The sequence below is a fragment of the Limnothrix sp. FACHB-1083 genome (assembly GCF_014696485.1).
Taxonomy (GTDB): domain Bacteria; phylum Cyanobacteriota; class Cyanobacteriia; order CACIAM-69d; family CACIAM-69d; genus CACIAM-69d.
On sequence record NZ_JACJQD010000010.1, the window covers coordinates 43,782 to 69,937 of the forward strand.

28 protein-coding genes and 2 tRNA genes are annotated in these 26,156 nt (G+C 54.9%); 9 read left to right on the top strand and 21 right to left on the bottom strand.

From position 1 onward, the window contains the following. Window positions 1-5: 5 nt before the first annotated feature. The 5 genes from grxC to H6F46_RS13510 form a co-directional block, all read right to left on the bottom strand. Complete coding sequence (grxC, locus tag H6F46_RS13490) at window positions 6-269, bottom strand: glutaredoxin 3 (RefSeq protein ID WP_099532050.1); 264 nt, start codon at window positions 267-269, stop codon at window positions 6-8. A 193-nt stretch (window positions 270-462) separates the two neighbouring features. Further along, window positions 463-3,549: a phosphoenolpyruvate carboxylase gene (gene ppc / locus H6F46_RS13495; RefSeq protein ID WP_190355448.1), complete on the bottom strand. Its 3,087-nt coding sequence runs from the start codon at window positions 3,547-3,549 to the stop codon at window positions 463-465. Between the two features lie 208 nt (window positions 3,550-3,757). Further along, window positions 3,758-4,279, bottom strand: coding sequence for a hypothetical protein (locus tag H6F46_RS13500; protein ID WP_099532052.1), 522 nt, complete (start codon window positions 4,277-4,279; stop codon window positions 3,758-3,760). Window positions 4,280-4,429: 150 nt separating this feature from the next. Then, window positions 4,430-5,200, bottom strand: coding sequence for a DUF928 domain-containing protein (locus H6F46_RS13505; protein ID WP_190355403.1), 771 nt, complete (start codon window positions 5,198-5,200; stop codon window positions 4,430-4,432). A 750-nt stretch (window positions 5,201-5,950) separates the two neighbouring features. Then, the gene (locus H6F46_RS13510) at window positions 5,951-6,352 is read right to left on the bottom strand and encodes a fasciclin domain-containing protein (protein ID WP_099532054.1); all 402 of its coding nucleotides are present in this window, start codon (window positions 6,350-6,352) and stop codon (window positions 5,951-5,953) included. Here H6F46_RS13510 and H6F46_RS13515 point away from each other — a divergent pair. Beyond that, window positions 6,327-6,563, top strand: a complete 237-nt coding sequence (locus tag H6F46_RS13515) for a hypothetical protein (RefSeq protein WP_190405013.1) — start codon at window positions 6,327-6,329, stop codon at window positions 6,561-6,563. The genes H6F46_RS13510 and H6F46_RS13515 overlap by 26 nt on opposite strands. 179 nt (window positions 6,564-6,742) lie before the next feature. Here the strand turns inward: H6F46_RS13515 and H6F46_RS13520 are convergent, their stop codons facing one another. From H6F46_RS13520 to H6F46_RS13540, 5 genes are all read right to left on the bottom strand, one after another. Further along, window positions 6,743-7,717: a deoxyhypusine synthase family protein gene (locus tag H6F46_RS13520; RefSeq protein ID WP_099532056.1), complete on the bottom strand. Its 975-nt coding sequence runs from the start codon at window positions 7,715-7,717 to the stop codon at window positions 6,743-6,745. A gap of 202 nt (window positions 7,718-7,919) precedes the next feature. Further along, complete coding sequence (locus tag H6F46_RS13525) at window positions 7,920-8,939, bottom strand: diguanylate cyclase (protein WP_190355401.1); 1,020 nt, start codon at window positions 8,937-8,939, stop codon at window positions 7,920-7,922. A 241-nt stretch (window positions 8,940-9,180) separates the two neighbouring features. Continuing rightward, entirely contained in the window at window positions 9,181-11,643 is a 2,463-nt protein-coding gene (locus tag H6F46_RS13530) for an ATP-binding protein (RefSeq protein WP_190355400.1), read from the bottom strand. 146 nt (window positions 11,644-11,789) lie between these two features. Beyond that, entirely contained in the window at window positions 11,790-12,299 is a 510-nt protein-coding gene (locus H6F46_RS13535; RefSeq protein ID WP_099532059.1) for a GNAT family N-acetyltransferase, read from the bottom strand. A 237-nt stretch (window positions 12,300-12,536) separates the two neighbouring features. Next, window positions 12,537-12,610: transfer RNA gene (locus tag H6F46_RS13540), tRNA-Arg, on the bottom strand. Between the two features lie 173 nt (window positions 12,611-12,783). Between H6F46_RS13540 and hemL the strand changes: the two genes are divergently transcribed. Both hemL and H6F46_RS13550 read left to right on the top strand, forming a co-directional pair. After that, window positions 12,784-14,082 carry a glutamate-1-semialdehyde 2,1-aminomutase gene (gene hemL / locus H6F46_RS13545; protein WP_190355399.1) on the top strand — a complete coding sequence of 433 codons (1,299 nt, stop codon included), beginning with the start codon at window positions 12,784-12,786 and terminating at the stop codon, window positions 14,080-14,082. A gap of 161 nt (window positions 14,083-14,243) precedes the next feature. Beyond that, window positions 14,244-14,399, top strand: coding sequence for a hypothetical protein (locus tag H6F46_RS13550; RefSeq protein ID WP_190355398.1), 156 nt, complete (start codon window positions 14,244-14,246; stop codon window positions 14,397-14,399). 38 nt (window positions 14,400-14,437) lie between these two features. Here the strand turns inward: H6F46_RS13550 and H6F46_RS13555 are convergent, their stop codons facing one another. From H6F46_RS13555 to H6F46_RS13565, 3 genes are read right to left on the bottom strand one after another with little or no spacing between them, the layout of a single operon-like run. Continuing rightward, window positions 14,438-14,842, bottom strand: coding sequence for a type II toxin-antitoxin system VapC family toxin (locus H6F46_RS13555; protein ID WP_190355447.1), 405 nt, complete (start codon window positions 14,840-14,842; stop codon window positions 14,438-14,440). After that, window positions 14,842-15,102, bottom strand: coding sequence for a hypothetical protein (locus H6F46_RS13560; protein ID WP_190355397.1), 261 nt, complete (start codon window positions 15,100-15,102; stop codon window positions 14,842-14,844). The genes H6F46_RS13555 and H6F46_RS13560 overlap by 1 nt, the downstream gene beginning before the upstream one ends. A 37-nt stretch (window positions 15,103-15,139) precedes the next feature. Beyond that, on the bottom strand, window positions 15,140-15,427 hold the full coding sequence (locus H6F46_RS13565; protein WP_190405014.1) for a hypothetical protein: 288 nt from the start codon (window positions 15,425-15,427) through the stop codon (window positions 15,140-15,142). A gap of 284 nt (window positions 15,428-15,711) precedes the next feature. Here H6F46_RS13565 and H6F46_RS13570 point away from each other — a divergent pair, with 284 nt between their 5' ends. Next, window positions 15,712-16,143, top strand: a complete 432-nt coding sequence (locus H6F46_RS13570) for a GFA family protein (protein WP_190355446.1) — start codon at window positions 15,712-15,714, stop codon at window positions 16,141-16,143. A gap of 226 nt (window positions 16,144-16,369) precedes the next feature. Here the strand turns inward: H6F46_RS13570 and H6F46_RS13575 are convergent, their stop codons facing one another. Next, window positions 16,370-17,269: a metal-dependent hydrolase gene (locus H6F46_RS13575; protein ID WP_190355395.1), complete on the bottom strand. Its 900-nt coding sequence runs from the start codon at window positions 17,267-17,269 to the stop codon at window positions 16,370-16,372. A 294-nt stretch (window positions 17,270-17,563) separates the two neighbouring features. Between H6F46_RS13575 and H6F46_RS13580 the strand changes: the two genes are divergently transcribed. After that, complete coding sequence (locus H6F46_RS13580; protein ID WP_190355394.1) at window positions 17,564-18,508, top strand: glycosyltransferase family 2 protein; 945 nt, start codon at window positions 17,564-17,566, stop codon at window positions 18,506-18,508. Window positions 18,509-18,587: 79 nt separating this feature from the next. Here the strand turns inward: H6F46_RS13580 and H6F46_RS13585 are convergent, their stop codons facing one another. Beyond that, the gene (locus H6F46_RS13585; protein WP_190355393.1) at window positions 18,588-19,196 is read right to left on the bottom strand and encodes a pentapeptide repeat-containing protein; all 609 of its coding nucleotides are present in this window, start codon (window positions 19,194-19,196) and stop codon (window positions 18,588-18,590) included. A 228-nt stretch (window positions 19,197-19,424) separates the two neighbouring features. Here H6F46_RS13585 and H6F46_RS13590 point away from each other — a divergent pair. Continuing rightward, a tRNA-Val gene (locus H6F46_RS13590) sits at window positions 19,425-19,498 on the top strand. A gap of 60 nt (window positions 19,499-19,558) precedes the next feature. On the opposite strand, the gene aroQ is transcribed toward H6F46_RS13590, so the two are convergent. After that, window positions 19,559-19,999, bottom strand: coding sequence for a type II 3-dehydroquinate dehydratase (gene aroQ / locus H6F46_RS13595; protein WP_370567146.1), 441 nt, complete (start codon window positions 19,997-19,999; stop codon window positions 19,559-19,561). 247 nt (window positions 20,000-20,246) lie between these two features. Further along, on the bottom strand, window positions 20,247-20,387 hold the full coding sequence (locus H6F46_RS13600; RefSeq protein WP_190355392.1) for a hypothetical protein: 141 nt from the start codon (window positions 20,385-20,387) through the stop codon (window positions 20,247-20,249). A gap of 323 nt (window positions 20,388-20,710) precedes the next feature. On the opposite strand from H6F46_RS13600, the gene H6F46_RS13605 reads away from it, so the two are divergent. From H6F46_RS13605 to hisS, 3 genes are all read left to right on the top strand, one after another. Next, the gene (locus H6F46_RS13605; RefSeq protein WP_190355391.1) at window positions 20,711-21,385 is read left to right on the top strand and encodes a MotA/TolQ/ExbB proton channel family protein; all 675 of its coding nucleotides are present in this window, start codon (window positions 20,711-20,713) and stop codon (window positions 21,383-21,385) included. Window positions 21,386-21,622: 237 nt separating this feature from the next. Further along, entirely contained in the window at window positions 21,623-21,907 is a 285-nt protein-coding gene (locus H6F46_RS13610; RefSeq protein WP_242027954.1) for a hypothetical protein, read from the top strand. Between the two features lie 119 nt (window positions 21,908-22,026). After that, complete coding sequence (gene hisS / locus H6F46_RS13615) at window positions 22,027-23,298, top strand: histidine--tRNA ligase (RefSeq protein ID WP_190355390.1); 1,272 nt, start codon at window positions 22,027-22,029, stop codon at window positions 23,296-23,298. Between the two features lie 105 nt (window positions 23,299-23,403). Here the strand turns inward: hisS and larB are convergent, their stop codons facing one another. The 4 genes from larB to bcp form a co-directional block, all read right to left on the bottom strand. Continuing rightward, entirely contained in the window at window positions 23,404-24,204 is an 801-nt protein-coding gene (larB, locus tag H6F46_RS13620; RefSeq protein WP_099532088.1) for a nickel pincer cofactor biosynthesis protein LarB, read from the bottom strand. 69 nt (window positions 24,205-24,273) lie between these two features. Then, window positions 24,274-25,074, bottom strand: coding sequence for an alpha/beta fold hydrolase (locus H6F46_RS13625; RefSeq protein WP_190355388.1), 801 nt, complete (start codon window positions 25,072-25,074; stop codon window positions 24,274-24,276). Beyond that, a complete protein-coding gene (locus tag H6F46_RS13630; RefSeq protein WP_305068606.1) occupies window positions 25,064-25,591 on the bottom strand; it encodes an NUDIX hydrolase in 528 nt (175 codons plus the stop codon). The genes H6F46_RS13625 and H6F46_RS13630 overlap by 11 nt, the downstream gene beginning before the upstream one ends. After that, complete coding sequence (bcp, locus tag H6F46_RS13635; RefSeq protein ID WP_190355387.1) at window positions 25,554-26,033, bottom strand: thioredoxin-dependent thiol peroxidase; 480 nt, start codon at window positions 26,031-26,033, stop codon at window positions 25,554-25,556. Before bcp ends, H6F46_RS13630 begins: the two co-directional genes overlap by 38 nt. Between the last annotated feature and the right edge of the window lie 123 nt (window positions 26,034-26,156).

Below are 26,156 nucleotides of genomic sequence, written 5' to 3' on the forward strand. Positions count from 1 at the left end.
CCAACCTAAGAAGCAGCCAGCAACTCATCTAGCTTGCCTTCCTGCTCCAGGGCGTGGATATCATCACAGCCGCCCACATGGTGGTTATTGATAAAAATTTGGGGAACTGATCGCCGACCATTGGCCCGTTCCGCCATCTTGGCCCGCCCTGGCTCATCGCCGTCTAGGACATATTCCGTATATTTCACCCCTTTGTGGTCGAGCAATCGCTTGGCCCGAATGCAAAAGGGGCAAGTTGTCCAGAGATAAATTTCAACGTTGGCAGCCATAGGATGCGATCGCGGTGGTGTTCAAGATTTATGAAGGATTGTATCTAGTTTCTCGATCGCTTGTGGCCTAGCCCAGGCTCCAGCCCACCTTCAGACACCAGAAGGGCGATCGCCCCGTCGGTCGATCGCCCTTCCATTCAGACCCCATTGAGCCAAGGTGCATCGGGATCAGCGCCCCAGTGAGCCGCCGCGATCAGCCAGTGTTCCGCATTCCGGCCGCAATTCCGTTAATGGTCAGCAGGGCCCCGCGCAACAGCTCGCTGCGGCTATAGCGCGATCGCGCCATGCCGGTGGCTGACTGTTGCTTGTGTTGGCGTAACCGCTTGAGCAACGACGCTTGCAGGAAGCCCAAGGGCACGATCGTGCCGTTACGCAACTGCACCGAGCGCTGCAACGCCGGGTCTCCATCCAACAGGCGATCGTGGCCCGTAATTTTCAGCACCAGATCCCGAGTCGTCATGTACTCATGGGCAATTTGCTCAAACAGAGCCTCAAACCGGTCTCGGTTGGCCGGCTGCGTCAACTCATTGGTGTAGTGGCGGGCAATTTGCAGATCCACCTTCGCCAGGGTCATTTCCACCTTCGAGATCGCCATCTTGAAGAACGGCCACTTGAAGTAGAAATATTGCAGCAGCTTCAGGTGTTCTTCCGGCTCCTGATCCACAAAGTCTTGCAGGGCCGTGCCCACCCCATACCAGGCGGGCAACAGGAAGCGGCTTTGGGTCCAGCTAAACACCCAAGGAATGGCCCGCAGGCTGCTGAGATCCTTCTTGCCACCCCGGCGGGCCGGTCGCGAAGAGATTTGCAATTGACTGATTTCCTCGATCGGGGTGACCTCATGGAAAAAGTCAATGAAATCCGGTTGTTCGTAAATCAGCGATCGGTAATGTTCCCGCGATCGCGCCGACAGGGACTCCACAATCTCATTCCAAGCCTCAATGTCATCAAACCCTGTGCCCAACAGGCTCGATTGAATCGTGGCGGCGGCCACCTTCTCCAGGTTATAGAGCGCCAACTCGGGCAAGGAATATTTGGAAGCCAGCACTTCCCCCTGCTCCGTGATTTTGATGCGGCCTTGGATGCTGCGGCCCGGTTGGGCCAAGATGGCTTCGTAGGCCGGGCCGCCGCCGCGTCCCACGGATCCACCGCGCCCGTGGAAAATCTTGAGGGCCACCCCAAAGCGATCGGCCACCCCTTGCAGCGCCTTTTGGGCCTTGTGAATTTCCCAATTACTGCTGAGGAAGCCCGAATCCTTGTTACTGTCCGAATAACCGAGCATCACCTCTTGCTGATTGCTGGTGGGGGTGTGGGGTCGCATTTTGGCGAATTCTGCGCCCGTTTGCCCTTCGGTGGCCGCTTCCAAAACAGCATCGAGGCGATCGTAGCCACCCGCCAACAATGCGCGGTAAAGCCGCATGGAGAACAGCCCCTCCATCACCGACGGCGCACATTTCAAGTCTTCCACCGTCTCAAACAGCGGCACAACGCGCAGGGTTCCTGACCCGGTGGCGGGGTCATAGAGGCCTGCTTCCTTGGCCAGCAGCAGCACCTCCAGCAGATCGCTGGCGTTGTGGCTCATGCTGATGATGTAGGTTTGGCAGACTCCGGGGCCAAACTCGTGCTGTAGCTGTCGCACCACCCGCAGGGTTTCGATCGCCTCGCGGGTTTTGTCGGAAAAGGGCAACTCCGCCGGAATCAAAGGACGACGGGTGCTTAATTCCTGCACCAGCCAGGCCGTTCGTTCTGCCTCGTCCATTTCCCGATAAGGCTTGGGCAACAGTTGCAGATATTCCGTAATTTCATCGATCGCGGCTGAGTGACGGCCACTCTCTTGGCGAATATCCAAATGGGCCAAACTAAACCCAAAAATTTCCACCCGACAGATCAGATCTTCCAAATCCGAGCAAACTAAGCCCGTTTGTTGCAAACTGCGCCGGATGAGATTCAATTCTGCCAAAAATTCCGTGCCCGATCGATAGATGCTGACCGGATTGTTTTCCAACATATCCGAGTGCAATTCATCTCCTTCGTAGAGCCGGTTCGATCGAGCCAGGGTGTTAATCAACCGCTGTTCAATGTAAGCCAGCTTCAGGCGATAGGGTTCTTGGCGGAAACGCACCGCATATTTTTCGTAAATATCCGGCAGTCGAGCCTGCTCCTGCTCCAAGGATTCCAGCAGCTCCGGCAGCACATCGCTCCAGTGCAAAGAAAGGCTCAACAAACTGCTGAGACTTTTCACCGATTGCAGATATTTTTTCAGCACCAAGTTGCGCTGATAGCAGGCGGTTTTCCAGGTCACTTCTGGCGTGACGGAAGGGTTGCCATCGCGATCGGAACCCACCCAAGATCCAAACCGACAAAAATCGAAACGGGGCGGAGTCAGGCCCGGAAATGATGATTTCAACGCTCGCTCGAACCGGTGATAGAGCTGGGGAATCACCTCAAACAGCACTTCTTCAAAATAGTGCAAGGCATAGTCCACCTCATCCAGCACCGTTGGTTTGAATTGGTGCAACTCATCGGTGCGCCACCAAAGGCGAATTTCTTCCGTGAGTTTTTGGCGCAGGGTTTGGGCCTCGATCGAGGTGCTCAGCCCCCGATCGCGCAAATCTTCTTCCACCAAATCCAGCTCCCGCAAAATCTTCACCAACCGCCGCTGTTTATCGCGAATCGTGTGGCGCACAATTTCCGTTGGGTGAGCCGTAAAGACCAACTGAATATCCAATTGATCAATCAACTTTTGAATTTGCCGAGGCGGCACATTCAGTTGTTGCAAATAGGGAAATAGCCAATAGAACGTACCGCAATTATCCGGAATCTGATCCGGTTTGGGAATGCTCCGCTCCAGCACCTTTGCTTCAATTCCACCCTTCGATTCAGGATTGTCAAAGGGGCTATGGTTGCTAAAAAGCTTCGTCAAAATGGGCTGACTGCTGGCAGTTTCGTATTGCCGTTGTTGATCGCGTTGTTCGTAATGTTGCTCAACGATATTAATCAGTTGAAAATAAAGGGCAAAGGCACGCGCAGCCCGAATTGCCGAATTAAGGTCTAGGTTTTCAACCAGCTTCAAAACATCAGCTTCGCAAAAATCAGCGGCTTGGCCGTCCGGCGCGCAGAGATCCAACAGTCGATCTAGCAGGGATACCAATTCCTGACCGCACTCCTGTTGCAACACCTGCCGCCACAGGTCTTCCATCACCTTGAGACGATGCCGCAAAAACAAGTCTGATGCCGAGGCTGCGGCAACTTCTCGATCGAGCGAATGGATGGTCGAACTCATAGAGCGATCGGCTGGCTCGGTAAGGTTGGTCATGCTCCCTAGATTATAGGAAGGCGGGGCTGTAGAAACCCATCCTCATCCCGCCAGCTCGCCAGCGGGTGGGTTGTTGATGAGGGACGGGAAACCTGAATCCTGTTTGGGTCTGGGGGTGGGCAGTTTCCCCCCAAGGAGCCAACATGGTGCATGAAATCCCGGATGGATTGTGCGTTTAAACGGCCCCAGAATCGGTATAGCCCTGTACGGTTTCCGGGTTTTGCAGCCGAATTAAATCATTTGCTTGGCGGGTTTGCATCGGATCAAGATTTTTGATCACCAACAGGTATTGATCTTGATCAAGTCGATTACGATAGGCCAGCACATCACCGTTACCTCCCGTCAGGCCCAGGCCGCCTCCAACGGTCACGCTGCCCATGGCTCCCCCGATCGCCCCCAACAGACCACCTACCAAGTGGTTGCCCACCGGGCCAGCCCATTCCGTGAAGGTTTGCAACCCCGTCGCCAAGCTGAATCCCACGCCGGCCAAAAAGCCAAAGGGAATCGTCCAAAAAGCCATCATCTTAATTTGGCGACGAGCCTGCTGGCTGGGGTCAATGAAGCCAAATTCATCGGCGGTTTTGTAGCCCTTGCCCAAAATGGCCATTTGCTTGAGGTCAAAGCCTGCCGCTTCCAGGGCCGTGTAAGCCGCTTCCACGCCCATGCGATCGGCAAAGACAGCAATTAGGTAGTTCATCAACCAACTCCAAGAAACAAGCCCTAAAAACCAAAATCAGGATTGAGCTTACACTCCATCCTGATTCTGACTCGACAGGCATCATAGCCTACGCACTGTCTTGAGGATTGCCACCCGGCAATCTGACGAGTTGCGGGGCCGGTTGCTGGTCTAGTTGCTGGGCAGGTTAATGGCCATCAGCGACCGATCCAAACCCGCCGAAGTGGCCAGCGCTTGCCAAGCGGCTGCTCGATCGCCCGAGCGATCGGCTTCAATCACGCTGCTCACCGCGTCGTACCAAATGCCCGCACGAGCATAGGCCGCCGCCGCCGTCAGCCGATCGGGAGCTGCCGTTGCTTCCGCCACCGCAGAGCTGGCTTCCACCCGTTGAATCCAGCCGCTAGCGAAGGTGTTGCGCGGTTCTTCGCCGTTGGCCGTTTCGCAAGTGACCGAAACGTACCATTGATAGGCCTTGCCAGCGGTCAGGCCTTGGCCCTTATCCCGCAGCTTCACCTGCACCAAGCCGCCTTCCTGGGGAAGAGCGATGGTTTGCTCGTCCAAGTCGGCTTCCGTTGCGTCCGTCAACCGGAAACGAGCCGTGCTGCCCATCCCAGCGGGCACATAGACCCACAGCGAAGGATGAGCACTGGCCGTCAGCGCACCCTGTTGGCCTGGAACTAAGGGCATGAGGGCCAAGGCCGAGGAACCACAAGCACCGCGCCGGCCTCCACTGACCGTGTGGCGAAGGGTGCGGTTACCCCGGGGAGCGAACCCAGCTTCTTGGCTCGGGAGCGAATTAAAGCTAACGGCGGGCCCTTCTGAGCCAGCTTGACCGTTAACCAAAGGCATTCCTGCCGAAGCGGTGAAACTTGAAAGGGCGATCGCCCCGGCCGTCAAAACCGAGGAAACAAAGAATCGGGAGAGCATGCGATTGGGCACCATAAGAACTACCCCTTATGAGACTGATACAAGCAAAAGCAGTAGCGACCTACAAGGGCTGGATGTTATCTGTCCTCGCGGCTGCTGTTCCCTACCCCTGAGACTCTATTGAAAACGATACTCGGGAAAAAGTAGTGAACCATGTTCCGATCGCGGCTTCGGTTGGGCCATGGTCTGGATTGATCATGACCATAGCTGTGCCCTGCGAACCGCAAACTCAACACCAGGCGAGGACGGAAGCGAATTCCCGTTCAGTCAATAGATGCCCCTGGAAGCCGAGTCCGTCTAGACAGTTAACAAACTGTCTCTCAGTGTATGGCATTCCCCCAAACCAGCTATGTACCGATCAACACTCAGTTCACGGTGAGCTGACTGATCTTACCGGCGGGCGGGCGCGAAACAGGAACCGGAGCGATCGCGCTAAATCCTACGCTGAGCGCGGAACGCCCCTTGCGGAGCACAATTCACAAAGCAAGTTTGGGGGAAGCTTGGCGAAAGCAGTCCCCTATTGGGAATTTTGAAGAAATGTAAAGAGTCGCAAACAATCGCAAGCTTGAGTTGGACTTCCTCAAGCGGGATCGAAAAGTTGGATCGAATTTGACTCAACTTGATGGATTCAGCTTGGCAGACTCAACTTAGACTCAACTGAATTTTGGGGAGCGGGGCAGCTCCTTTCCGGCCGGTTCTGAAATCGGAAAACCGCGTTTTTGCCATTGTTTTTGCCATTGATTAACCCACTGGCCCCCTAACCCATTAACCCATCAGAATTACCCGATCGAGCACATGGATCACGCCATTGGCCGCTTCGATGTCGGCCGCCACCACCGTGGCATTTTTCACCTCGAAGTTTTTGCCAACCCGCACCGGAATCGGAGCACCTTCGAGCGATTCCAGTTGGGTCATCTGGGCCAAATCCGCTTGGGTGTATTTACCAGCCACCACGTGATATTTCAGGATGCGAGCCAGTTGTGGGGGGTTTTGCACCAGGGTTTGCACCGTGCCGGGTGGGAGCTGAGCAAAGGCCTGATCGTTGGGCGCAAATACGGTGAAGGGGCCTGGACTTTTCAGGGCTTCGACCAATCCAGCCACCTTGACGGCGGTTACGAGGGTTTCAAAGGAACCGGCATTAATGGCAATGTCAACAATGTCGGGCATGGTCAAGGATGGGGGTGAAGTCCAGGTACGGGGCAATGCAGAGCCTCTGGGGCCCAAGGTTGCCGCTAAATCCCAATCATCCTACCGTCGATCGCCCGATCGATTGGCGGTGGGCAATTTTGGAGTTTTAATACCTCCGATTGGGCATGGTTGGCCCGCCCCGCTGTCCTTGGGAGATGGCAGCCATCCCCAGACAGCAGAGCAGGGCTAGACCTAGCAACAATGGGCTACATCGGATGAGCTACTAATGAGCTACATCGATTGATAAGCAATTGGCAATCAGCAATTGACATTTAGCAATCAGCAATCAGCAATTGGCAATTTGAGACTGGCCGGAGATTGATCTGAAAGTGACCTGAGCGATCGATTGGGTAACCGATCGCCGCTTCGTTACCAGCCCAACACGTAGGCAAACACCAACGGAGCCACGATCGTTGCGTCACTTTCAATCACAAACCGGGGCGTGTCGATCGACAGCTTGCCCCAGGTGATTTTCTCGTTGGGCACGGCTCCCGAATAGGAACCATAGCTGGTGGTGGAATCGCTGATTTGGCAGAAATAGCCCCACAGCGGCGTTTCGCGCAGCAGGTCTTGCTGCAACATGGGCACAACGCAAATGGGAAAATCACCCGCAATGCCGCCCGCAATTTGGAAGAACCCGATCGACTGGCCGCTCTCGATCGAAACCTTCGTGTAGTAGTCCGCCAGGGCCATCATGTATTCAATGCCCGTGCGCACCGTGTGGACATTTTTGATGTCGCCCTCAATGCAGCGAGCCGCAAAAATGTTCCCCAGGGTCGAATCTTCCCAGCCGGGCACAAAGATCGGCAAATTCCGTTCAGCCGCCGCCAACATCCAGGAATTCTTGGGATCGATTTGGTAATACTCCTTCAAGGAGCCATTCAGCAGCACTTCGTAGAAGAATTCGTGGGGGAACTTCCGTTGCCCAGTTGCATCGGCCGCCTTCCACACATCCAGCACGGCTTTTTCCATGCGGCGAATGGCTTCTTCTTCCGGAATGCAGGTATCGGTGACCCGGTTCAGATGCTTGTCCAGCAGTTTTTGTTCATCTTCTGGGGTCAAGTCCCGATAGTTCGGAATCCGCACATAGTAATCGTGGGCCACCAGGTTAAAGATGTCTTCTTCCAGGTTGGCCCCCGTGCAAGAAATCGCGTTGATTTTGCCTTGGCGAATCATTTCCGCCAGCGACAGGCCCAATTCTGCCGTGCTCATGGCTCCGGCCATGGCCAGCAACATCGGATTTCCGGCTTCCACATGCACCTTAAATGCTTCAGCGGCATCCACCAAGGCCGCTGCGTTGAAGTGGCGGTAGTGGTGTTTGATGAACTGACTGACGGGGCCCATAGGTTACTTGCCTTTCAACAAAAGAGTGCGACACAACCAGCAGCCCCGGAATTTGCGTCCAAGGGTCGATCGCGCTGCCCCAGCGTTGACCGAGGATGATTCAAGCCCAACATCCTTCAGCCCAGGGGGCGATCGCGCGCGATCGAAAAAACGGGGCTGCAATCCAAAACGATCATCCTACCGCCTTGGCCTCAACGAAACATTAAGAAGCGGCGCAAACTCGATTCCGTCCCCCATGTTTGGCGGCATAGAGATAGCGATCAGCCTCTGCAATCATCGCCTCATAATCTCCCAAGGCTAAATGGTCAGAAACACCAATGCTGAGGGTGACGCTGAGTTCTGGGTGAATTTTGGGCCAAGGCGCTTGTTCGATCGCCTGGCGAACTTTGTTGCAAGCCGCCACCGCATCCGCTGAGCCGATGCCCGGCAGTGCAATCACAAATTCTTCGCCCCCATAGCGAGCACAAAGATCGCTCGATCGCAGATTCTTTTGCAGAATTTGTGCCACCCCTTTCAAGACCCGATCGCCCACTGCGTGCGAAAACTGATCGTTGATTCGCTTAAAGAAATCCACATCCCCGATCGCAACACTCAAGGGAGAACGATAGCGCTGAGCCTGCTCAAATAATTGGCTCATTTGCCCATTAAAGTGACGGCGATTAAACAGTCCCGTCAGCTCATCTCGAATGCTCAATTCCGTGATCTTGGCGTTCGCCTTTTCCAAGTCCAAGATTTTTTGACTTAGGGCCTGTTGCAGTCGATAAATCTGTAAATGGGTGTTGACCCTTGCCAACACTTCCAACTCTTGAAAGGGCTTGGCGATATAGTCCACACCGCCCACCTCAAACCCCTTAACCTTGTCGTGAACAGCGTTGGCCGCGCTGATAAAAATGATCGGGATAGACTGCGATCGACGATCAGCCTTTAATCGTTGACAAACTTCATAACCATCTAGGTTTGGCATCCGAATATCTAACAAGATCAGGTCTGGGCGATGGGCCGCGATCGCCTTCAGCGCCTGTTCTCCGCTGTTGACCGGCCGCACCTTGTGACCCTCCCGCACCAGCAACTGGCTCAAGACTCGCAGGTTCACCAAATTATCATCCACCAATAGGATGTTGCCTTGCACTGTCGGGATTGTGCAGGGCGGGTGCTCCAGTTCATGGATGGCTTCGTGCTGGCCGTCTGCTGGGGGGACACGATCGATCATTGAATAGTTCATCGGCTCTGCATCCTGAAGATTGTGGTTTCGAGTTTCTGAAAATTTGCAAATTTAATTCACGAATTGTGAAACTCGAATCATGAAATTCGTGAATTTATCCTAATTGCCAATGAAGCGAAGGAGCAAAATACAAGCACAATACTTAAAAAAATTCACTAAGCACTAATTAAAAATATCAATCAAATATCAATTAGCTGTCAATCAAATTTCGTGACAGTCTCATGGTAATTTTGTAACGGTTTCATGACAGATCAATACTCAGCAATGACTGTAATTGATCATAGTCATAATCATGCAAAATACGATTCAGTTGAGCAATGATTAACGCCTCTTCCGGGGGCAGCTCATGAATTAAATATTCCAGTTCAAAAAAGTCCGCTTCTTGGGCGGCTTTCAGCATTTGCTTGCGCCAAGGTTCTGGCAAATTCCGTAGTTTTTGACTCACGCGATCGGTGAGTTCAGGGCTGGCCACGGGCGATCGCCCGCTGAAGCTGCTGCTGATCTCGCTTTCCAAACCGGTGGATAAGTTGGCATACAGATAGCGAACCTGGAGATGATGGGCGATCGCATCCAGAATCGTTTGCTCTCGGAAGGGTTTGCGCACAAATCCATCAAAACCGGTTGCTAAAATCTGTTGTTCATCTTCCTGAAAAGCACTGGCCGTCAGGGCCAGAATAGCCACAAACTGCTGTTTTGAGCGGGCTAGTTTTTTAATTTGTCTCATGGCCGAGATGCCATCAAGTTGCGGCATCCGTAAATCCATCCAAATTAGGTGGGGCTGCCATTTAGACCACTCCTCAATCGCCTGATAGCCGTCATGAACTTCCCGAACAGCAAACCCCACACGCTTGAGCAATTGACTCAAAAGGGTGCAATTTTCCGGGCGATCGTCAGCAATCAAAATTCGAGGAATTGGGGAATCGGGCGCTAACCCAATAATTTGTCTGGGATCGGGATTGGCGCTGTTCGGTTCCCCAATGGGTGCACTGATCGAAAAGTGAAAAGCAGTGCCCTGATTGGGCTGGCTTTTGACCGTAATTTCACCCCCCATGAGTTGTATAAAAGAGCGACTGAGGGCTAATCCCAATCCGGTTCCTGCGCGGCTCGATCGCCCCGATGCGGTTTGCTCAAAAGACTGGAATAACTTGGGCAACTCAGCCGGTTCAATGCCCACCCCGGAATCAATCACCTCCACCATCAGGCGATCGGGCGGTGCATATCGCACTTGCACAGAAATGCCCCCTTCCGGCGTAAACTTAATAGCATTGCCTAAGAGATTAACCAACACTTGGCGCAATTTTCCATCATCCATCACCACATAAGCAGGCAAGGCGGAATCCAGGTCAAAATCGAGGCGTAATCCCTTTTGATGGGCGGCCAATTCGAACATGGCCATGACTTCTTTAAAGAGCGATCGCACCTCGATCGACTGTGTAACGAGTTCCGCCTTGCCCGCTTCAATCTTGGCCATTGATAGGAAGTTATCAATGAGTCTCAATAAATGCTCGCCGCTCATCTGAATCACGGCCAGGTTAGTTTTTTGCTCCTCAGTTAAGCCAATATCGCGCTTCATCAGTTGCGAAAATCCAATGACAGCATTCAGCGGCGTTCGCAACTCATGGCTCATATTCGACAGGAACTCACTCTTAGCCTGATTGGCTAGTTCCGCTTGGTGCTTGGCTGCTTCGGCCTGTTGCTTTTGGCGGGCTAATTTTTGTTCTGCCAGTTGGCGTTGGTGTCGCATGGCCACAAACTCAGTCGCCAGTTGGCCAATTTCACCATTCGCCTTAACCTCGATCGCGCGGTCTAAATTACCTTGCTTCATCAAACGAACGGCTTCTGTTAATTGCTCCAAAGGCTGCGCGATCGTATTTCCCCAAAAATAACCCATCATCCCAATGGGAAGTGCTGTGACCAAAAAAGCCAACAAAAAACTAACCCGCACACTTTGTTCATAGGCTAGGAAGCTGTCATCTACTTCCGAATCATTTTCAAATACAATGAAACCAATAATTTGCTCATCTAATTGCAGCTCAGAAATGCGCTGTGACCATACTTGAGACCACCAACGTTGCAAGTCGAAAAATGGGACGCGATCGCCCCGCGCGGCCCGCTCAGGCGGCAGGATATAGTTGCCTGCTGAGTCCACCACGGAAAACAGCGGGCGGCTGGGGGGCCAGGCTCGCTGGTCGGTTCTGGTTTGTCCTGGCTTGGGAGGTGGGAACCGGCCAGGAATCGTTGCTGGATCTTCTGGCAACTCCGGGAAATCCGGTGGCAAAGCGGCTTCCGAATTGCACGATGATGCCCCTAATCCCCCATGGGTCACGGGAGGCGGAGAGGGTCGCCCAAACATCACCAAAGGGCCTAGCCAAGCCTTGAGGCGCTGAAGCCAGCTTTCAACAGGACAATCGATCGGGCGGGGATCCTTAGGCAGGTCAGCGGCGCGATTGTGGGCCAGTGCTGCCCGACGGCGCTGGATGAAGTGGCCTAGGTCTTCCCGCTGTTTGGCTGCGTCCCAAGATCCAGCCGATTGGTAATAGGCCAATACGTGCGATCGATACTTTTCTTGGTGGCCCTGCACGGTGGCCGGCGAAAAAGAAGCCCGCATCATCTCCAGGGTCAAGTGACCGACCACCGCCGCCCCCAGCCAGCCACTAGCCACCACAGCAAGGACGATTTTGGTGCGCAGGGGCAAAAATTTCATGGGCAAATTAGGGGCTGACGGCCCTTGCTTCTCACCATTTCAGTCCACGATCAAAGTCCACGATCGCACCCCACGATTGGAGTCCGCGATCGCACCCCACGATCGCCAGAGGGCAGGCTTGGGGATCAGGGGATCAACTGCACAACCTATCCCTTGGCCCGGCGGCGGTGCTTGCGAGCAGCCCGTTCCACCTGATCTTGCTCGTAGTCAATCAATCGGCCAAAGTAGGGATGTTGTCCCAAATCGAGCGACATGTAAACGTGGCGGCGCACATTGTCAAAGCCCTTGCGGGTAAAGAACTTCACTGCCGGTTCATTGGCGGGATCCGTATCAATAAATAGGCTGCGGGCCCCTTGGTGGATCGTGCGCTCCACAAATCGATCGACCAAGGAGTCGGCCACGCCCCGGCGCTGGAATCGGTGATCAACCCCTAGCCAATTGATGTAGCCGTAGGTTACCTGCTTCTCAATCACCGTACCCAACACAAATCCCGCAAACTCGCCTTCCACTTCCGCAATGAGGCAATATTCCGGATCCGTGTTGTAGAGGCCCGTGACCTCCCACTCATCCCAAGTGCGGTAAAGCGTGGGATACAACTCATTTTGAAAAAGCTGTTCACCCAGGTGAAAGACTGGAGCGAGATCATCGATCGTCATGTCGCGAGTGACCACCGCATTGGTCGGGGCCGCATTGGCGGCCGCAGATTCCGCAAGGGGTGAAGACTCAGACCCGAGGCCAACATTAGCCCCAGCCTGCGATTCGGACGACTGAGAAGATAGATGAGGCGGATGAGAAGGCGATGCGTCAATGGTCACAATAAACCCTAGGGCTGGTTGAACAACACCAAAACCAGCCCGCGATCGCCATTTTATGCGATCGCCATTTGATGGGAACGGATGCGGAGGGACTCGAACCCCCGACCCTCAGAACCGGAATCTGATGCTCTATCCAACTGAGCTACGCATCCAGGGTCGGCTATGCAAGCGGCCGCACAAGCGCCACTCAACATCGCTTGGCTATATTACCACTTCTGACAGCGATCGCCCCTCTCATTTTAAAATTTTAGGGTTGTAAAAATGGTTTGATATTCGCCAACCCCATCACAACCAACCATTACACCCAACTAAGGAGAAGCTCGCTGTGGTTGCCACTGCCCTTAACACCACCCGTTCAGAAGAAATTTTTGCCGCTGCCCAAACGCTGATGCCCGGCGGCGTGAACTCGCCCGTGCGCGCGTTTAAGTCCGTGGGTGGTCAGCCGATCGTGTTCGATCGCGTCCAGGGAGCCTATGCCTGGGATGTGGACAACAACCGCTACATCGACTACGTGGGCACTTGGGGCCCCGCCATCTGCGGCCATGCCCATCCCGAAGTGTTGGAAGCCCTGAAAGCCGCGATCGACAAAGGAACCAGCTTCGGTGCGCCCTGCTACCTAGAAAACGTGCTGGCCCAGATGGTAATTGATGCCGTCCCCAGCATTGAAATGGTGCGCTTCGTCAACTCCGGCACCGAAGCCTGTATCGCCGTCCAGCGCCTGATGCGTGCCTACACCGGCCGCACCAAACTGCTGAAGTTTGAAGGCTGCTACCACGGCCACGGCGACATGTTCTTGGTCAAGGCCGGCTCCGGCGTGGCTACTCTCGGTTTGCCCGACTCCCCCGGCGTGCCGAAAAACGTCACCGCCGACACCCTGACCGCCCCCTACAACGACCTAGAAGCCGTCAAGGCCCTGTTCGCGGAATATCCCGGCGAAATCGCGGGCGTAATCCTGGAGCCGATCGTGGGTAACGCGGGCTTCATCGTCCCCGAACCCGGCTTCCTGGCCGGCCTGCGCGAAATCACCAAAGAAAACGGCGCGCTGCTGGTGTTCGACGAAGTGATGACCGGCTTCCGAATCGCCTACGGTGGCGTGCAAGAAAAATTCGGCATTACCCCCGACCTGACCACCCTCGGTAAGGTGATCGGCGGTGGGCTGCCCGTGGGCGCTTACGGCGGCCGTCGCGAAATCATGCAAATGGTCGCTCCCGCTGGCCCCATGTACCAAGCGGGAACCCTGTCGGGCAACCCCTTGGCCATGACCGCTGGCATCAAAACCCTGGAGCTGCTGCGTCGTCCCGGTAGCTACGAATATCTCGACCAAATCACCGGCAAGCTGATCACCGGCCTGCTGGCGATCGCCCGGGAAGCGGGTCACGAAGTCTGCGGCGGCCACATCAGCGGCATGTTCGGCATGTTCTTCACGCCGGGCCCTGTGCGCAACTACGAAGAAGCGAAGGCCGCTGACCTGACCAAGTTCAGCCGTTTCCACCGGGGCATGTTGGAGCGGGGTGTGTACCTGGCTCCCTCGCAGTTTGAGGCGGGCTTCACGTCGTTGGCCCACACCGACGAGGACATCGAAGCCACCTTGGCCGCCGCTCGCGAAGTGCTGTCGAGCCTGTAATCGCAAACTGCGCTGAATGACTCAGTTCATGAGCGGGGACAGGTTTTGGATCTGTTCCCGCGCTGAGTTTCATCAAAGAGCAACCCAAGTCCGACAGGGCAACAGCTGTAACTCCGACAAGCGCCGAGTTTGATAGAGATATCGAGTTCGGAGGACAGCCGATGGAAACCCTCGAAGACATCAAGTTGTTGTTGGAAGTGACGGCGGCGTTGGCGGCTTTGTCGCAGACCTTTCCGGTGGCGGCGATGTTGGCTGGTTCGGCGGCGATCGCCTGGTTGGTGTTTCCTGGCTTGAAGCGTTCGCGTGACAAGAAGTAAGTTCGATCGGGGGCGTGGGGACTAGCAACCCTGCGCCCTCAATTTGTTTGTCGCAAAATTGCTGTAAATCCTTCTTGGGTGAAGTGTTTATCAGTCGTCAATGCTTCACGAATACCCCGCTGCTGCATCAAAACAAAGCTGACAGTATCGCAGAGAGAGTAAGTCTTATCAGGGCGATTCTGCAAGAGTGTGACGGCAGCTCTAACCAGAAATTCATCAACCCAAACTATTTCAATCTTTGGTGTATTCAACAATGAGTTGATAAAGTTGATAGCCTTGGTTCGCGAATAGCGCCGTGCCGTTGCTAGCGACATATATTCATCAATAATGAAGCTGTGAGTAATCCAAGCCGTTGCCATTCGATAGGCAGCGACGGCCTGCTGATGGCGCGACTCTTGCTCGTATTGCAGGCAAAGTAGCCCAGAGGTATCGAGAAGTATCATCAAGATTCCAGGTCACTAGCGTAAGCACGTGCCAAGTCAGCATCGATACTTTCATTGTCGAAATCACAAGGCTCATCGAGTGTTAATGTTCCGAATTGCTGCTCAAAAGGACTAGGTTCCGCAGTACTCAACCTATGAGACTCAAGAACTGTTGGTTTTTGCCAAAGCTGTTGCAGAATTTGCCAAAGAAGGCGGATTCGATCACCCCATGATAAATTCAGAATTTGTCTGGCTAGGTTTTCTAAAGCTGCGCTGGTCATCTTCCCTAATCCTCTTTATTCAGGGCAGAATTACACTTTAACTTGAGGGAGTGCTGTAGAGGTAGTGGTCAAGGTTGATTGAAAAATCAGCCGGCCAATCTTTCCAGGCTTCCTCGGGGAGTTCTGCACTTAGGCGCTGGGCAGTCGCAAAAAAGCTGGGTAATGGTGCGGCTTCATCCGTAGCAGATTCCGGTGTCTCTGCTTGAGGTTGTAGCGATGACTGAAGTTGTTGCTGAACAAACATCAGCAACGTCAAAACAATCTCTATGACGGTTTCGGGTGCTTGGTCGATCGCTAGGAGGAGTCGCTCTTTGGCAGTCATCATTTGTTAGCTCGCTAGGGTTGATAGAAGGCTTTGTTGGTACGCTCAATCTGGAGTGGGGCATTGAACGATCGATAGAGTTCTTGGGCGCGATCGGGCAGCACCTTCAGCCTAGATTATTGCAAGACTGGTGCTAGGGGACGAGGCAAGCGATCGCCTGATTGATCGCCATTGCGACATTTTGGCAGTGCCCCTTGAAGATTATCGTACTAAAATCAGATAGTGGTTTCCATAACCGCCCGTCTTTGCAGCCGTTCTTGAAATCTCTGATGGAGGAGGCGCGATCGATGAAAGGTCACTGTCTATGTGGGGCGATCGCCATTGAAGTTCCCGACAAAACCACCGTGGAGGCTTGTCATTGTGGGATGTGTCGTCGATGGGGTGGCGGCCCAGCGTTGGGGATTGCTTGTGGTTCCAATGTGCAAATCGAAGGAAGCGAGAAACTGAAGATTTACCGATCGTCCGACTGGGCTGAGCGAGCTTTTTGCGGTGAATGTGGCACTCATTTGTTTTATCGGCTGGTTCCGACTCAGGACTATTTTGTGCCAGCGGGATTATTTGCCGATGACCAGCCTTTTGAATTCACGGAGCAAATTTTCGTCGATCGCAAGCCCCATTACTATGACTTTGCGAACCAAACGGTGAACCTGACGGAGGCGGAAGTGTTTGCCAAGTTTGCCGCGATCGCCCCTGACTCTTCCGAAGGAGAACCCGCATAGTTCCGAATTAATTTGCTGAGTTGAAATGTCCCATGATTTTGAGTTTTCAACTTGATCGGGGCATTGCAATGTTGACGGTGAATCATGAAAAACACTGGCAGGGCGATCGATCATTTTTGATCAGCTTGCCAGTGTTTTTGGTGGACTGGTTGTTGATGGATTGCCCAAAAAGCCCATCAACGTTGATTGTTGGGTTGTTGACTTTTGGGCTGCAAAAATGTGGTTCCTAAATTTGTTCGGGAACCCCAATTTTCATCACCTTCATGGGCGTGGTGATGCGTCTGGCTTTCAGGGCTGCGGCGAACTGTTCCGGTGTGCCCGGCAACGAAAATAAGCCGTAATGCATGGGTATCACCAATTTGGGGCGCACCAATTCCACCGCTTCAGCGGCGCGATCGGGGCCCATGGTGAATTTGCCGCCAATGCAGGTCAACATCAAATCCACGGGGCCAAATTTTGGAATGAGGGCCATGTCTCCAAACAGGTCTGTATCGCCCGTGTGGTAGAGGGTGGGGCCGTTTTTCACCTTGATCCAAAAGCCGCCCGGGTTACCTGCATAAAAGGGTTGGGGGCTGCCATCTGTGCTGACGGTGGAACTATGAACCGCTGGCACGAATGCCACTTCCACTTCCCCATCCAGCAAGGAAATTTGACCGCCGAAGTTGCCCAGGGCCGGAAATTGCAATTGCTCTTTGGGGTAGCCCAACACGGAAACCAGAGCATTGGCCAAGTCAAAGGTGGCCACCAATTGGGCCCCGGTTTTTTGGCCGATCGCCACTGCATCTCCCACGTGATCGTTGTGGCCGTGGGTGACGAGCACCAAATCAGCCCGATCGAGCTGGTTCAGGATGGCTTTTCCCTCGGGGTTGGCCGGATTTTGCAACCAGGGATCGAGCCACAGCACTTTGCCCGAAGGGGTGGTGAGCTTGAAGGCCGATTGGCCATACCAAACCAGTTCCGTGCCGCCGGGGGTTGCGGCCTGGCTGGGCTGGGTGGCTCCCCAACTAACGATGCCCCCGATCGCGGCCAGGCCAATGACCAACGCGGCCAAGAATCCCCATTTCAGATGGCCCAAGGGGGGCCAGTAGGGTCGCCAACGGGGCGATCGCGCCGCCAAATTACGCATTATTGATCAACCTCTCAATCTCTGAATTTCTGCAACCAAGGTTCTACGAAGGCTCGACGGTCGAGTTTTCTCGAAGTTTCGCGATCGAATCACCGCCCCATCACCCCCTCATCACCGCTCCAAACGGCATGAGGCGATCGATCCTCTGCGGCGATAATGACTACCCCATTTAGAATTCCCTGGGGTAGATCAGGCCAATGGTAAAGTAGACGGCGTTTGGTGTGCGGGTGCTAACTGCATTCCCGCTCCCTTAATTTCCCGTCACTTTCCTGTTTTTTGAGGCGATTATTTCGCATGAGTAGCAATCCCCCAAGCATCGCTAACCATCCCGCTCTGGTGGATCAAAATGAGCCAGGCGATCGCTCTGGGGAAATAGCCTATCCTGCTTTTTCTTTGGTGTTGCCGATTTTTAATGAAGAATTGGGCGTTGCTCCCACCATCGAACATCTGCAAGCCACCCTCAGTGCTTATCCGGGTGTCTATGAAATCATTGCTGTGAATGATGGTTCCAGCGATCGAACCGGTGAAATTTTGCATCAACTACCCGGTATTCGGGTCATTGATCACAACATTAATCGGGGTTATGGTGCGGCCTTAAAAACCGGAATTCGTCACGCCAAGTATTCTTTGATTGTAATTACCGATGCGGATGGAACCTATCCCAACGAACGGATTCCGGCCTTGGTGAATTTAATTCAACTGGCGGAAGCGGACATGGTTGTGGGGGCGCGGACTGGGGAGAATGTGCAATATTCCAATTTACGGAAAATTCCCAAGTGGTTTCTCGTTCGCTTTGCGGAGTGGATTACCAAAACCAAGATTCCTGACTTGAATAGTGGTTTGCGGATTTTTCGGAAGGAAATTGCCAATCGGTTTTTGAATATTTTGCCCAATACCTTTAGCTTCACCACCACCATTACGGTGGCCATGCTCACCAATGGCTATACGGTGCATTACGAGCCGATCGACTATCACCCGCGCCAAGGCCGCAGCAAAATTAAACCGATTCGGGACACTTTGCGATTTGTGCAAATTATTCTGCGCACGGGGCTATATTTTGCGCCGATGCGAATTTTGATGCCCGTTTCAGCGGCCTTTGCGATCGGGTTTTGCGTTTCGTTGGCGCAAGATATTTTTGTGCGCAATGACTTGACGGAAGCCACCCTAATTTTGCTGTTGGCTGCCACCCAAACGGCCATTTTGGCCTTGCTGGCAGACATGATTGATAAACGGCTTTGAGGGCTGTTTTGTGGATTTTGCGTGAGCCTTGTGTGGGAATTGCGAACCAGCGCGAATCAATTGATCGCCCCATGGTCTTCTAAAACTTATTGGGTTCGGGCTTGGGGGCTTCGCAGGGTTGCCGCACCAACGTGCCATTGGGCAGGGTTGCCCCACATAACTCGGCTCCGTCGCTCCGAATATTCACCAGGTGAGCATCCCTGAGGTTGGCATTGGCCAAGCTGGCTCCCCGCAAGTCCGCGAACATCAAATTGGAGCGAGCAAAGTTCACTCGATCGAGCTGAGCTGCACTGAAATTGGTGGCCCGTAAATTGGCCCGTTCTAAATTGGCCCCTCGAAAATCTGCCCTGGTGCAGTCGGCTGCGCCTAAGTTGACCTCTGCCAAGTTTGCCCGCTGGAGATTGACGTTTCGCAGGTTGGCTCCGTAGAGGTTGGCCGATCGCAGATCCGCATCTTGCAGGTTCAAACTGGTGAGGTCTCGATAGCGCAAATCGCAGCCTCGGCAATGGTTGAAAGCCCGCAGTTGCGCCAGCGGATCCAAATTGGGACGGGCGGCAGAAACCTGGGCCACAGGGGCCAACGGCAACCCGATCGCTAGGCCAATCCCCAAAGTCATGCCCCCGATCGCCCCTAAACGGGCCAGTCGATCGGGGTTGCGCAAAGACTGGTGAGCGGTAATTTTGGCCACGAATCCGAATCCTCAGGGGAAATTGCCAACCATGACAGGCTGGGGGTGCAATGTCCGGCAGCAACGGTTGGGAAAGCGCCTCTATCCTAACCAGGCTCGGGGGCGACTGACAGCCGCTGAAGGCCGCTCGATCGCCCCCCAACACACCGCTCGCGAAAAAACCTTGAAAAACCTTGGTCAAAGCTTTGCGTTTTTTCAAGAGATCATGGTATGGTGATAACCCGTTGCGGACGTATAGCTCAGTTGGTTAGAGCACCACGTTGACATCGTGGGGGTCACTGGTTCGAGTCCAGTTACGTCCATTCAGGTTCCGCGAGATTACCCATAACACCTGGCAAAAAGTTCGGCAGAAATTAGCCGGATCACTTGCTTGATTGCAACTGGGTGACCAACGCCCGCAGCCCTAGCCGGTAGCTTTCGGGGCCGAAGCCGGAAATTTGCCCGATCGCCACGGGAGCAATGTAGGAATGGTGACGGAAGCTTTCCCGTTTGTGGATATTGCTGAGATGTACTTCCACGGTGGGAATGGCCACCCCAGCGATCGCGTCGCGGATGGCCACGCTGGTGTGGGTGTAGCCACCGGGATTAATCACCAAACCGTCAAATTGCCCCAGAGCCTCATGGATCCAGTCAATTAACGTTCCCTCGTGATTGGACTGGCGACAATCGATCGCCACTTGCAGCTCCGCCGCATCCTGTTCCAAACGTTCATTAATGGCCGCCAGGGTCAGAGTTCCATAGACTCCCGGTTCCCGTTGCCCCAGCAAATTCAGATTGGGGCCATGCAAAATCAAGATTTTCACGCGGATTTCGGCGCTCTTTCGCGGTCTAATTCAATGGACTGAGTGGCCCATTCTCGCAAAATTTCAGCCCCAGTTTTTCTGAGGCTTTTCTGAGGGTCGCGCCAACCTCAGAGCTAACCCCATTTCTCAAAACCCCTTTCTAAAGCACAAGCAAGAGGATAGTCCCCTTGCTTGGCGAATCGTCGGTTTAAATCGGTTGTTGAAAGATACGAACGCTTGACGCTAACTTCCCAGGACAAATATCCAATTAGCGGCGGCGATAGGCGCGATCATCCACAGGCACGGGAATCGGTTCCGCCTCCGGCTGGGCCTGTGGGCCAAGCAGCGCTTCGATCACCTTCTGTGCCCACTGTTTCAGCTTTTCTATCACCTGTTCGATATAGTCCATTAATCGAAGGCTCCTTGACGGCGGTTCGATCGACTGTTGAGGGATCGCTCAGAGTCGCATGTCTTTAGATTAACCCAATCCTCTGTTGAGATGGTGCAAATTTGGTTGCAGTTTGCCCGGTGATTTTGCGTTGAATCCCGATCGAAAGGCGGGATGGCCACTCTGGGGCGTTAGGTATGGATCCGTTAAATTTGCTAAATTTGCGAAGTTAAGTGTAAAGCCGAGCGCAATGTTGTGCCCTTGGCGCGGGGCTGACCGATGCTTTGGCTCTCCTGCGCTCTGGCCAGGGAACGAGCGATCGCGCAACGAGCAAGGACGAAACCGTGAGTGTAAGTGATCTGTTTACCAAGGGCGGCCCGGCCATGTGGCCGTTGTTAACACTGTCGGTGCTGTCAGTGGGGACGGTCTTTGAGCGCTGTTGGTTTTGGGGGCGCATTTTGCTGCGGGAACGGGAGGTGGCCGATCGAATCCTGGAGTCGGCCCGCAATGACTGGAGCAGCGCCGGCCCGATCGCCAGCAAGGCCCGCGACCAACCGATCGGGCGGTTTTTGGCGGCTCCCCTGAAGCTAGAAGACCCAGACCCGGAACTCTTTCGCCTGGCCCTGGAGTCGGCCGCCGAAGAAGAACTCAGCGCCATGCGCAAGGGCGACAAGCTGCTAGAGGCGGTGATTGCCCTTTCGCCCCTGTTGGGCCTGTTGGGCACGGTGTTGGGGCTGATTGGCTCCTTGGGATCAATCCGAATTGGGCAGTTGGGAACCGATGCCACGGCGGGGGTCACCCTGGGCATTGGGGAAGCGCTGATCAGCACGGCGACGGGGCTGGTGGTGGCGATCGGGTCGTTGGCGTTTTATCGCCTCTTTCAAGGGCTAGTGTTTACCCAAGCCAAGCTGTTTCGGCGGGCGGGCAACGATTTGGAGTTGCTCTATCGACAATTGTGGGCCCAGCGGCGCGATCGCCCCGTGCCTAATGGGGAAACGGAGCCAAACCCGCAAGCCTAGGACATTTGATCTATTGCGATTGATTCTGTGTTGATCTACAGCGATCTGCATTGACCAGTACAGGTTGGTACAGATCGGTACTGATCGCATTCATATCAACACTGATCACATCCATGTCGATACCGATTGGATCCATATCGGCATTTACCGCAAGTGATCGCGGCGATTCGTCACAGCCGATCAACCCTTTTTATTTCGACATTATTTCGACCCTCGTTATCACCGACCGTAGCGATTATGGCGCTGTTAAATTCTGATTCCATGCGGCAAGCGTTAACCTGCGATCGCCTGCCTCTGGCGGTTTACCGTGAACTGGCGGCCCACCTGAACTTGGTCGCTGGGGTGCAGGCGGTCTTGTTGCCCCAAACCTCCCAGGAGTTTGATTATTTGCAAAGTCAGGTGGGAGGCGTGGCGATCAAACTGGATCCGGTGCTGGGCGATCGGGCCCGGCAACAGGTGGAAGCGATTTTGGATCACTATGCCGATCGGTTTGGCCCCTGGCGATCGCTCCCCACGACCTAAGCAGTTGCGGGGATTAATCAACAGAATTTGCAGGATCTCGGGGCCCCAACCGCTCTAGGATATTGAACGCTTCACCACCATTTCAATTCGATTCTTTCACCTCGACTCGATCGCCTGCCATGACTGCCATTCAAGCCCTACGCGGAACCAAAGATATTTTGCCGACCGAAATCGGCTATTGGCAGCACGTGGAAGCCACCGCCCGCCAAGTGCTGGGCCGCGCCGCATTTCGGGAAATTCGTACCCCCATCTTTGAGCAAACGGAGCTGTTTGCCCGGGGCATTGGCGAAGCAACGGATGTGGTGGGCAAGGAAATGTATACCTTCACCGATCGGGGCGATCGCTCCTTGACCCTGCGGCCGGAAGGCACGGCGGGCGCAGTGCGGGCCTTTGTGGAGCACAAGCTTTTTGCGGCTGGCGGCCCCCAACGGTTGTGGTATTGCGGCCCCATGTTCCGGTACGAGCGACCCCAGGCGGGCCGGCAACGGCAGTTTCACCAAATTGGCGCGGAATTGTTGGGTAGTGGGGATGCGCGGGCGGATGTGGAAGCGATCGCGGTGGCCGTGGAGCTGCTGAATCACTTGGGGTTGAAATCGTTGCGGATGTTGCTGAATTCCGTGGGCGATCGGGTCGATCGCGCCACCTATCGGGCCCAACTGGTGGACTACCTCACACCCTACTTCGCGGACTTGGATCCGGATTCCCAAGATCGCCTCAGCCGCAATCCCCTGCGGATTTTGGATAGCAAGGTGGCCAAAACCCAGGAAATTTGCCAGGAAGCCCCCAGCATTTTAGATGCCCTCTCGCCCGAGTCGGCCGCGCGGTTTGCCAAGGTGCAACAGGCCCTGACGGATTTGGGCATTGCTTACCAAGTGGATTCACGACTGGTGCGAGGGTTGGACTACTACAGCCACACGGCCTTTGAAATCCAGTCCGATGACTTGGGCGCACAGGCCACCGTTTGCGGTGGTGGTCGCTACGATGGCTTGGTGAGCGAGCTGGGCGGCCCGGAAACGCCGGCCGTGGGCTGGGCGATCGGGATGGAACGGTTGATTTTGTTGCTGCAACAGTTGCAACCCTTGACGGGCGATCGGGTGGATTTTTACGTGGTTTCCCGGGGCGAACAGGCCGAGCAACAGGCATTGAAAGTGGCCCAAGTTCTGCGGCAGGGGGGCTTTGCGGTGGAAATGGACTTAAGCGCCAGTGCCTTTGGTAAGCAATTCAAACGGGCCGATCGCGCCGGAGCTGCCGCTTGCGTCATTTTGGGTGATGCGGAGGCCGAAAACAGCACGGTGCAGCTCAAATGGCTGGCTTCTGGGCATCAGGAGGCGATCGCTCAAGTGGATTTGGCGGCCAAGGCTGAACAGTTTCGTCAGCAGATTTCTCAGTAAATTCTCCGATAAATCTGCAAAAGCACTACAAAGGAGCCAAATCAGCGCTTATTAGCGCTCAATTCTGAGCTGCTCATTGCTTATTAGCGCTCAATTCTGAGCTGCTCATTTTTGATCTTCAGAGGCGCGATCGGGAATGGGAATGCGAGCCGCCGTGCGTAGGATTTGGCCCGCCAGGATCGCCGCCCCGAAGCCGTTGTCAATGTTCACCACCCCCACGCCCGCCGCGCAGGAGTTGAGCATGGTCAGCAGCGGGGCCAATCCGTTGAAGTTGGCCCCATAGCCCACGCTGGTGGGCACGGCCACCACCGGCACATCCACCAAACCCGCCACCACGCTGGGCAAGGCCCCTTCCATTCCCGCCACCACAATCAACACGTCAGCCTGGGCCAGGCGATCGCGGTGGGCAAACAGCCGATGAATGCCCGCAATTCCCACATCCCAGAGCCGATCGACCCGAAATCCCATTAACTCAGCGGTCACCGCCGCCTCTTCCGCCACGGGTAAATCAGCCGTTCCCGCCGACACCAGGGCGATCGTGCCGGGTCGAAGCTGGCGACGCAGGGCGGCCGGCGACTGCCAAGCACAAATCCGCGCCAAGGCGTGGTAGTACAAATCCGGCACGATCGCGGCAATTTGGTCATAGGCCGCGCGATCGACCCGCGTTGCCAAAATCACGGGCGCGCCCCGATCGCGCATCGCCAACATAATCGCTGCGATCTGTTCCGGGGTTTTGTTTTGGCCCCAAATCGCCTCCGGAAACCCCGTGCGCCGTTCCCGTTGCCAATCCACCTTGGCAAACCCTTCCACCGCAAAAAAACCCTGATCTTGCAGGTTGGCCATGGCCTGTTCAGGGGCTACCCGCCCCGCCGCGACCGCCTCCAGCAACCGTTTTAGATCCTCCATCGGTGCGCCCTGCTCCATCCTTGCCTTCACTTTCCCAAAATTGCCCAGGTTCCGCGCCCATCCTGGCTCCTAGAGATCCAGTTGCAAAATGGGCGATCGGGGGTTTGCCATGGTTCTGGCAATGATCTCCGCCACCAGTTCCGGCGCTTCTTGAATTTGCTGCCCCCCTTCCAGAGGCAAAAACGCCTGTCGAGTTTGGGCTAACCAAACCGCATGGGGCCCCTTGGCTGAACGCCCCCGATCGCGCCCGGTTTCGCGCACAGCCCGCAGCGTCCAAACTGGACAAACCAGACTATCCCAATTCTTCGTTTCCAAAATTTCGGCCCGAACCGTGCCCCACTCCAAATTGATCGGTGATGCAGGCGATCGAACCGCCCGCTTCAACAAGGATGGGGCCGCCGGTTGCCGCCTGCGACGGGGGGAACCCAACTGTGGCCACCGGAATCGTAATTGAGCACCTTTCAAGGTTTGCTCCGGATCCACCAGCAACACCCCCAGCACACGATGGGGACGATACAGGGCATAGCTGATGGCGATCCAAGCGCCCAAGTCGGCTCCCAACAGCCACAGCCGATCGACCCGCAGCGCGTCCAACCACTCATCGATCGCCGCCAGCAACCCCGGCAACGACTCCCAGCGCGGCCGCCCCGACTCCCCCACTCCGGGCAAGTCCGGCGCAAGGCAATGGGTCGATTGTCCCAACGCTTCCACAAGCCCCTGCCACTGGCCGCCGTCATGGGCTGCCCCGTGCAAACAAACCACCGCCAGCGAGTTCGGCTTTCCCGCCTCTCGCCAAAACCAATCCCCTCGCGGCAACCGCATTCGGGCATTACGCACCAGTTGGGCCGCTGCCTGGGGTTTAATCCACAACGGCTTGGCCTCTGAAATAATCCTGGACTTGTCTCGCATGATCATGCGCCAACAACATCCCCCCGATCGAACTTGGCGCAAACAAGCCCACTTCTGCAATTTCCAGTTGATCCACTGGGGCGATCGTCCCAGTCACCTGCACTTCCACAGAAATGTTCACGGCATGGATTCGAGGGTCGCGGTCAAAGGCCGAATAAACCCCCACTAACCGCCCCACCGCCACAACGGTGAGACCCGTTTCCTCCGCCAGCTCACGGTGAATGGTCGAAGCGATCGTGTCGCCCCAATCCACCAAACCACCGGGTAACGACCACAGGCCGTTATCCCGCCGCTTCACCAGCACCAACCGGCCATCCGGCATCACCGGAATCATCGTCACACCCACCAGGGGATGGCGAAACACCACACCCAAAACTGTTTTGACATAGCGCCAAACTTGGGCCAAAGGACGAAAACCGGTCACGGCCAAACTTCCCAGTTCATTCAGGGGATGCCAACGGGGTTGAAAGGTCAGCAAGAACCTGAGTTGGATGAATTTCAGGCTTCACTTTCCGATAGATTTGCTCAATCCTACCATCTACCCCAATAACGAAAGTCTGTCGGAAAACTCCGATATATTCTTTGCCCATGAATTTTTTAGGGCCATAGCTCTCATAGGCGGTGGCGACGGAACCGTCGAGATCACAGAGTAACGGGAAAGGAAGTGAAAACTTCTGGGTGAATTTCTGGTGAGCTTTTGCGTCGTCTGTACTGACACCCAAGATCACGGTGTTTGCTGCTTGGAATTCAGCGTGGTGGTCGCGGAAACCGCAGGCCTCTTTGGTGCAACCGGGTGTGTTGTCTCGGGGATAGAAATAGAGCACCACCCGCTGGCCCCGCAGCGCGGAAAGTTGCACCAAGTTGCCTTCGCCATCGGGCAGGGTGAAATCGGGGGCGAGATCGCCAACTGAAAGGGTCATAGGTCAAAAATTCACTGCAAGAGGGATCTGGAAGCAACGGAGCTGAAACCAACCGAAATTCAGGCTGAATTCAACCGAGATTCAACCGAAATTCAGATAGCCAACTCCATCGCAAAACAGCAA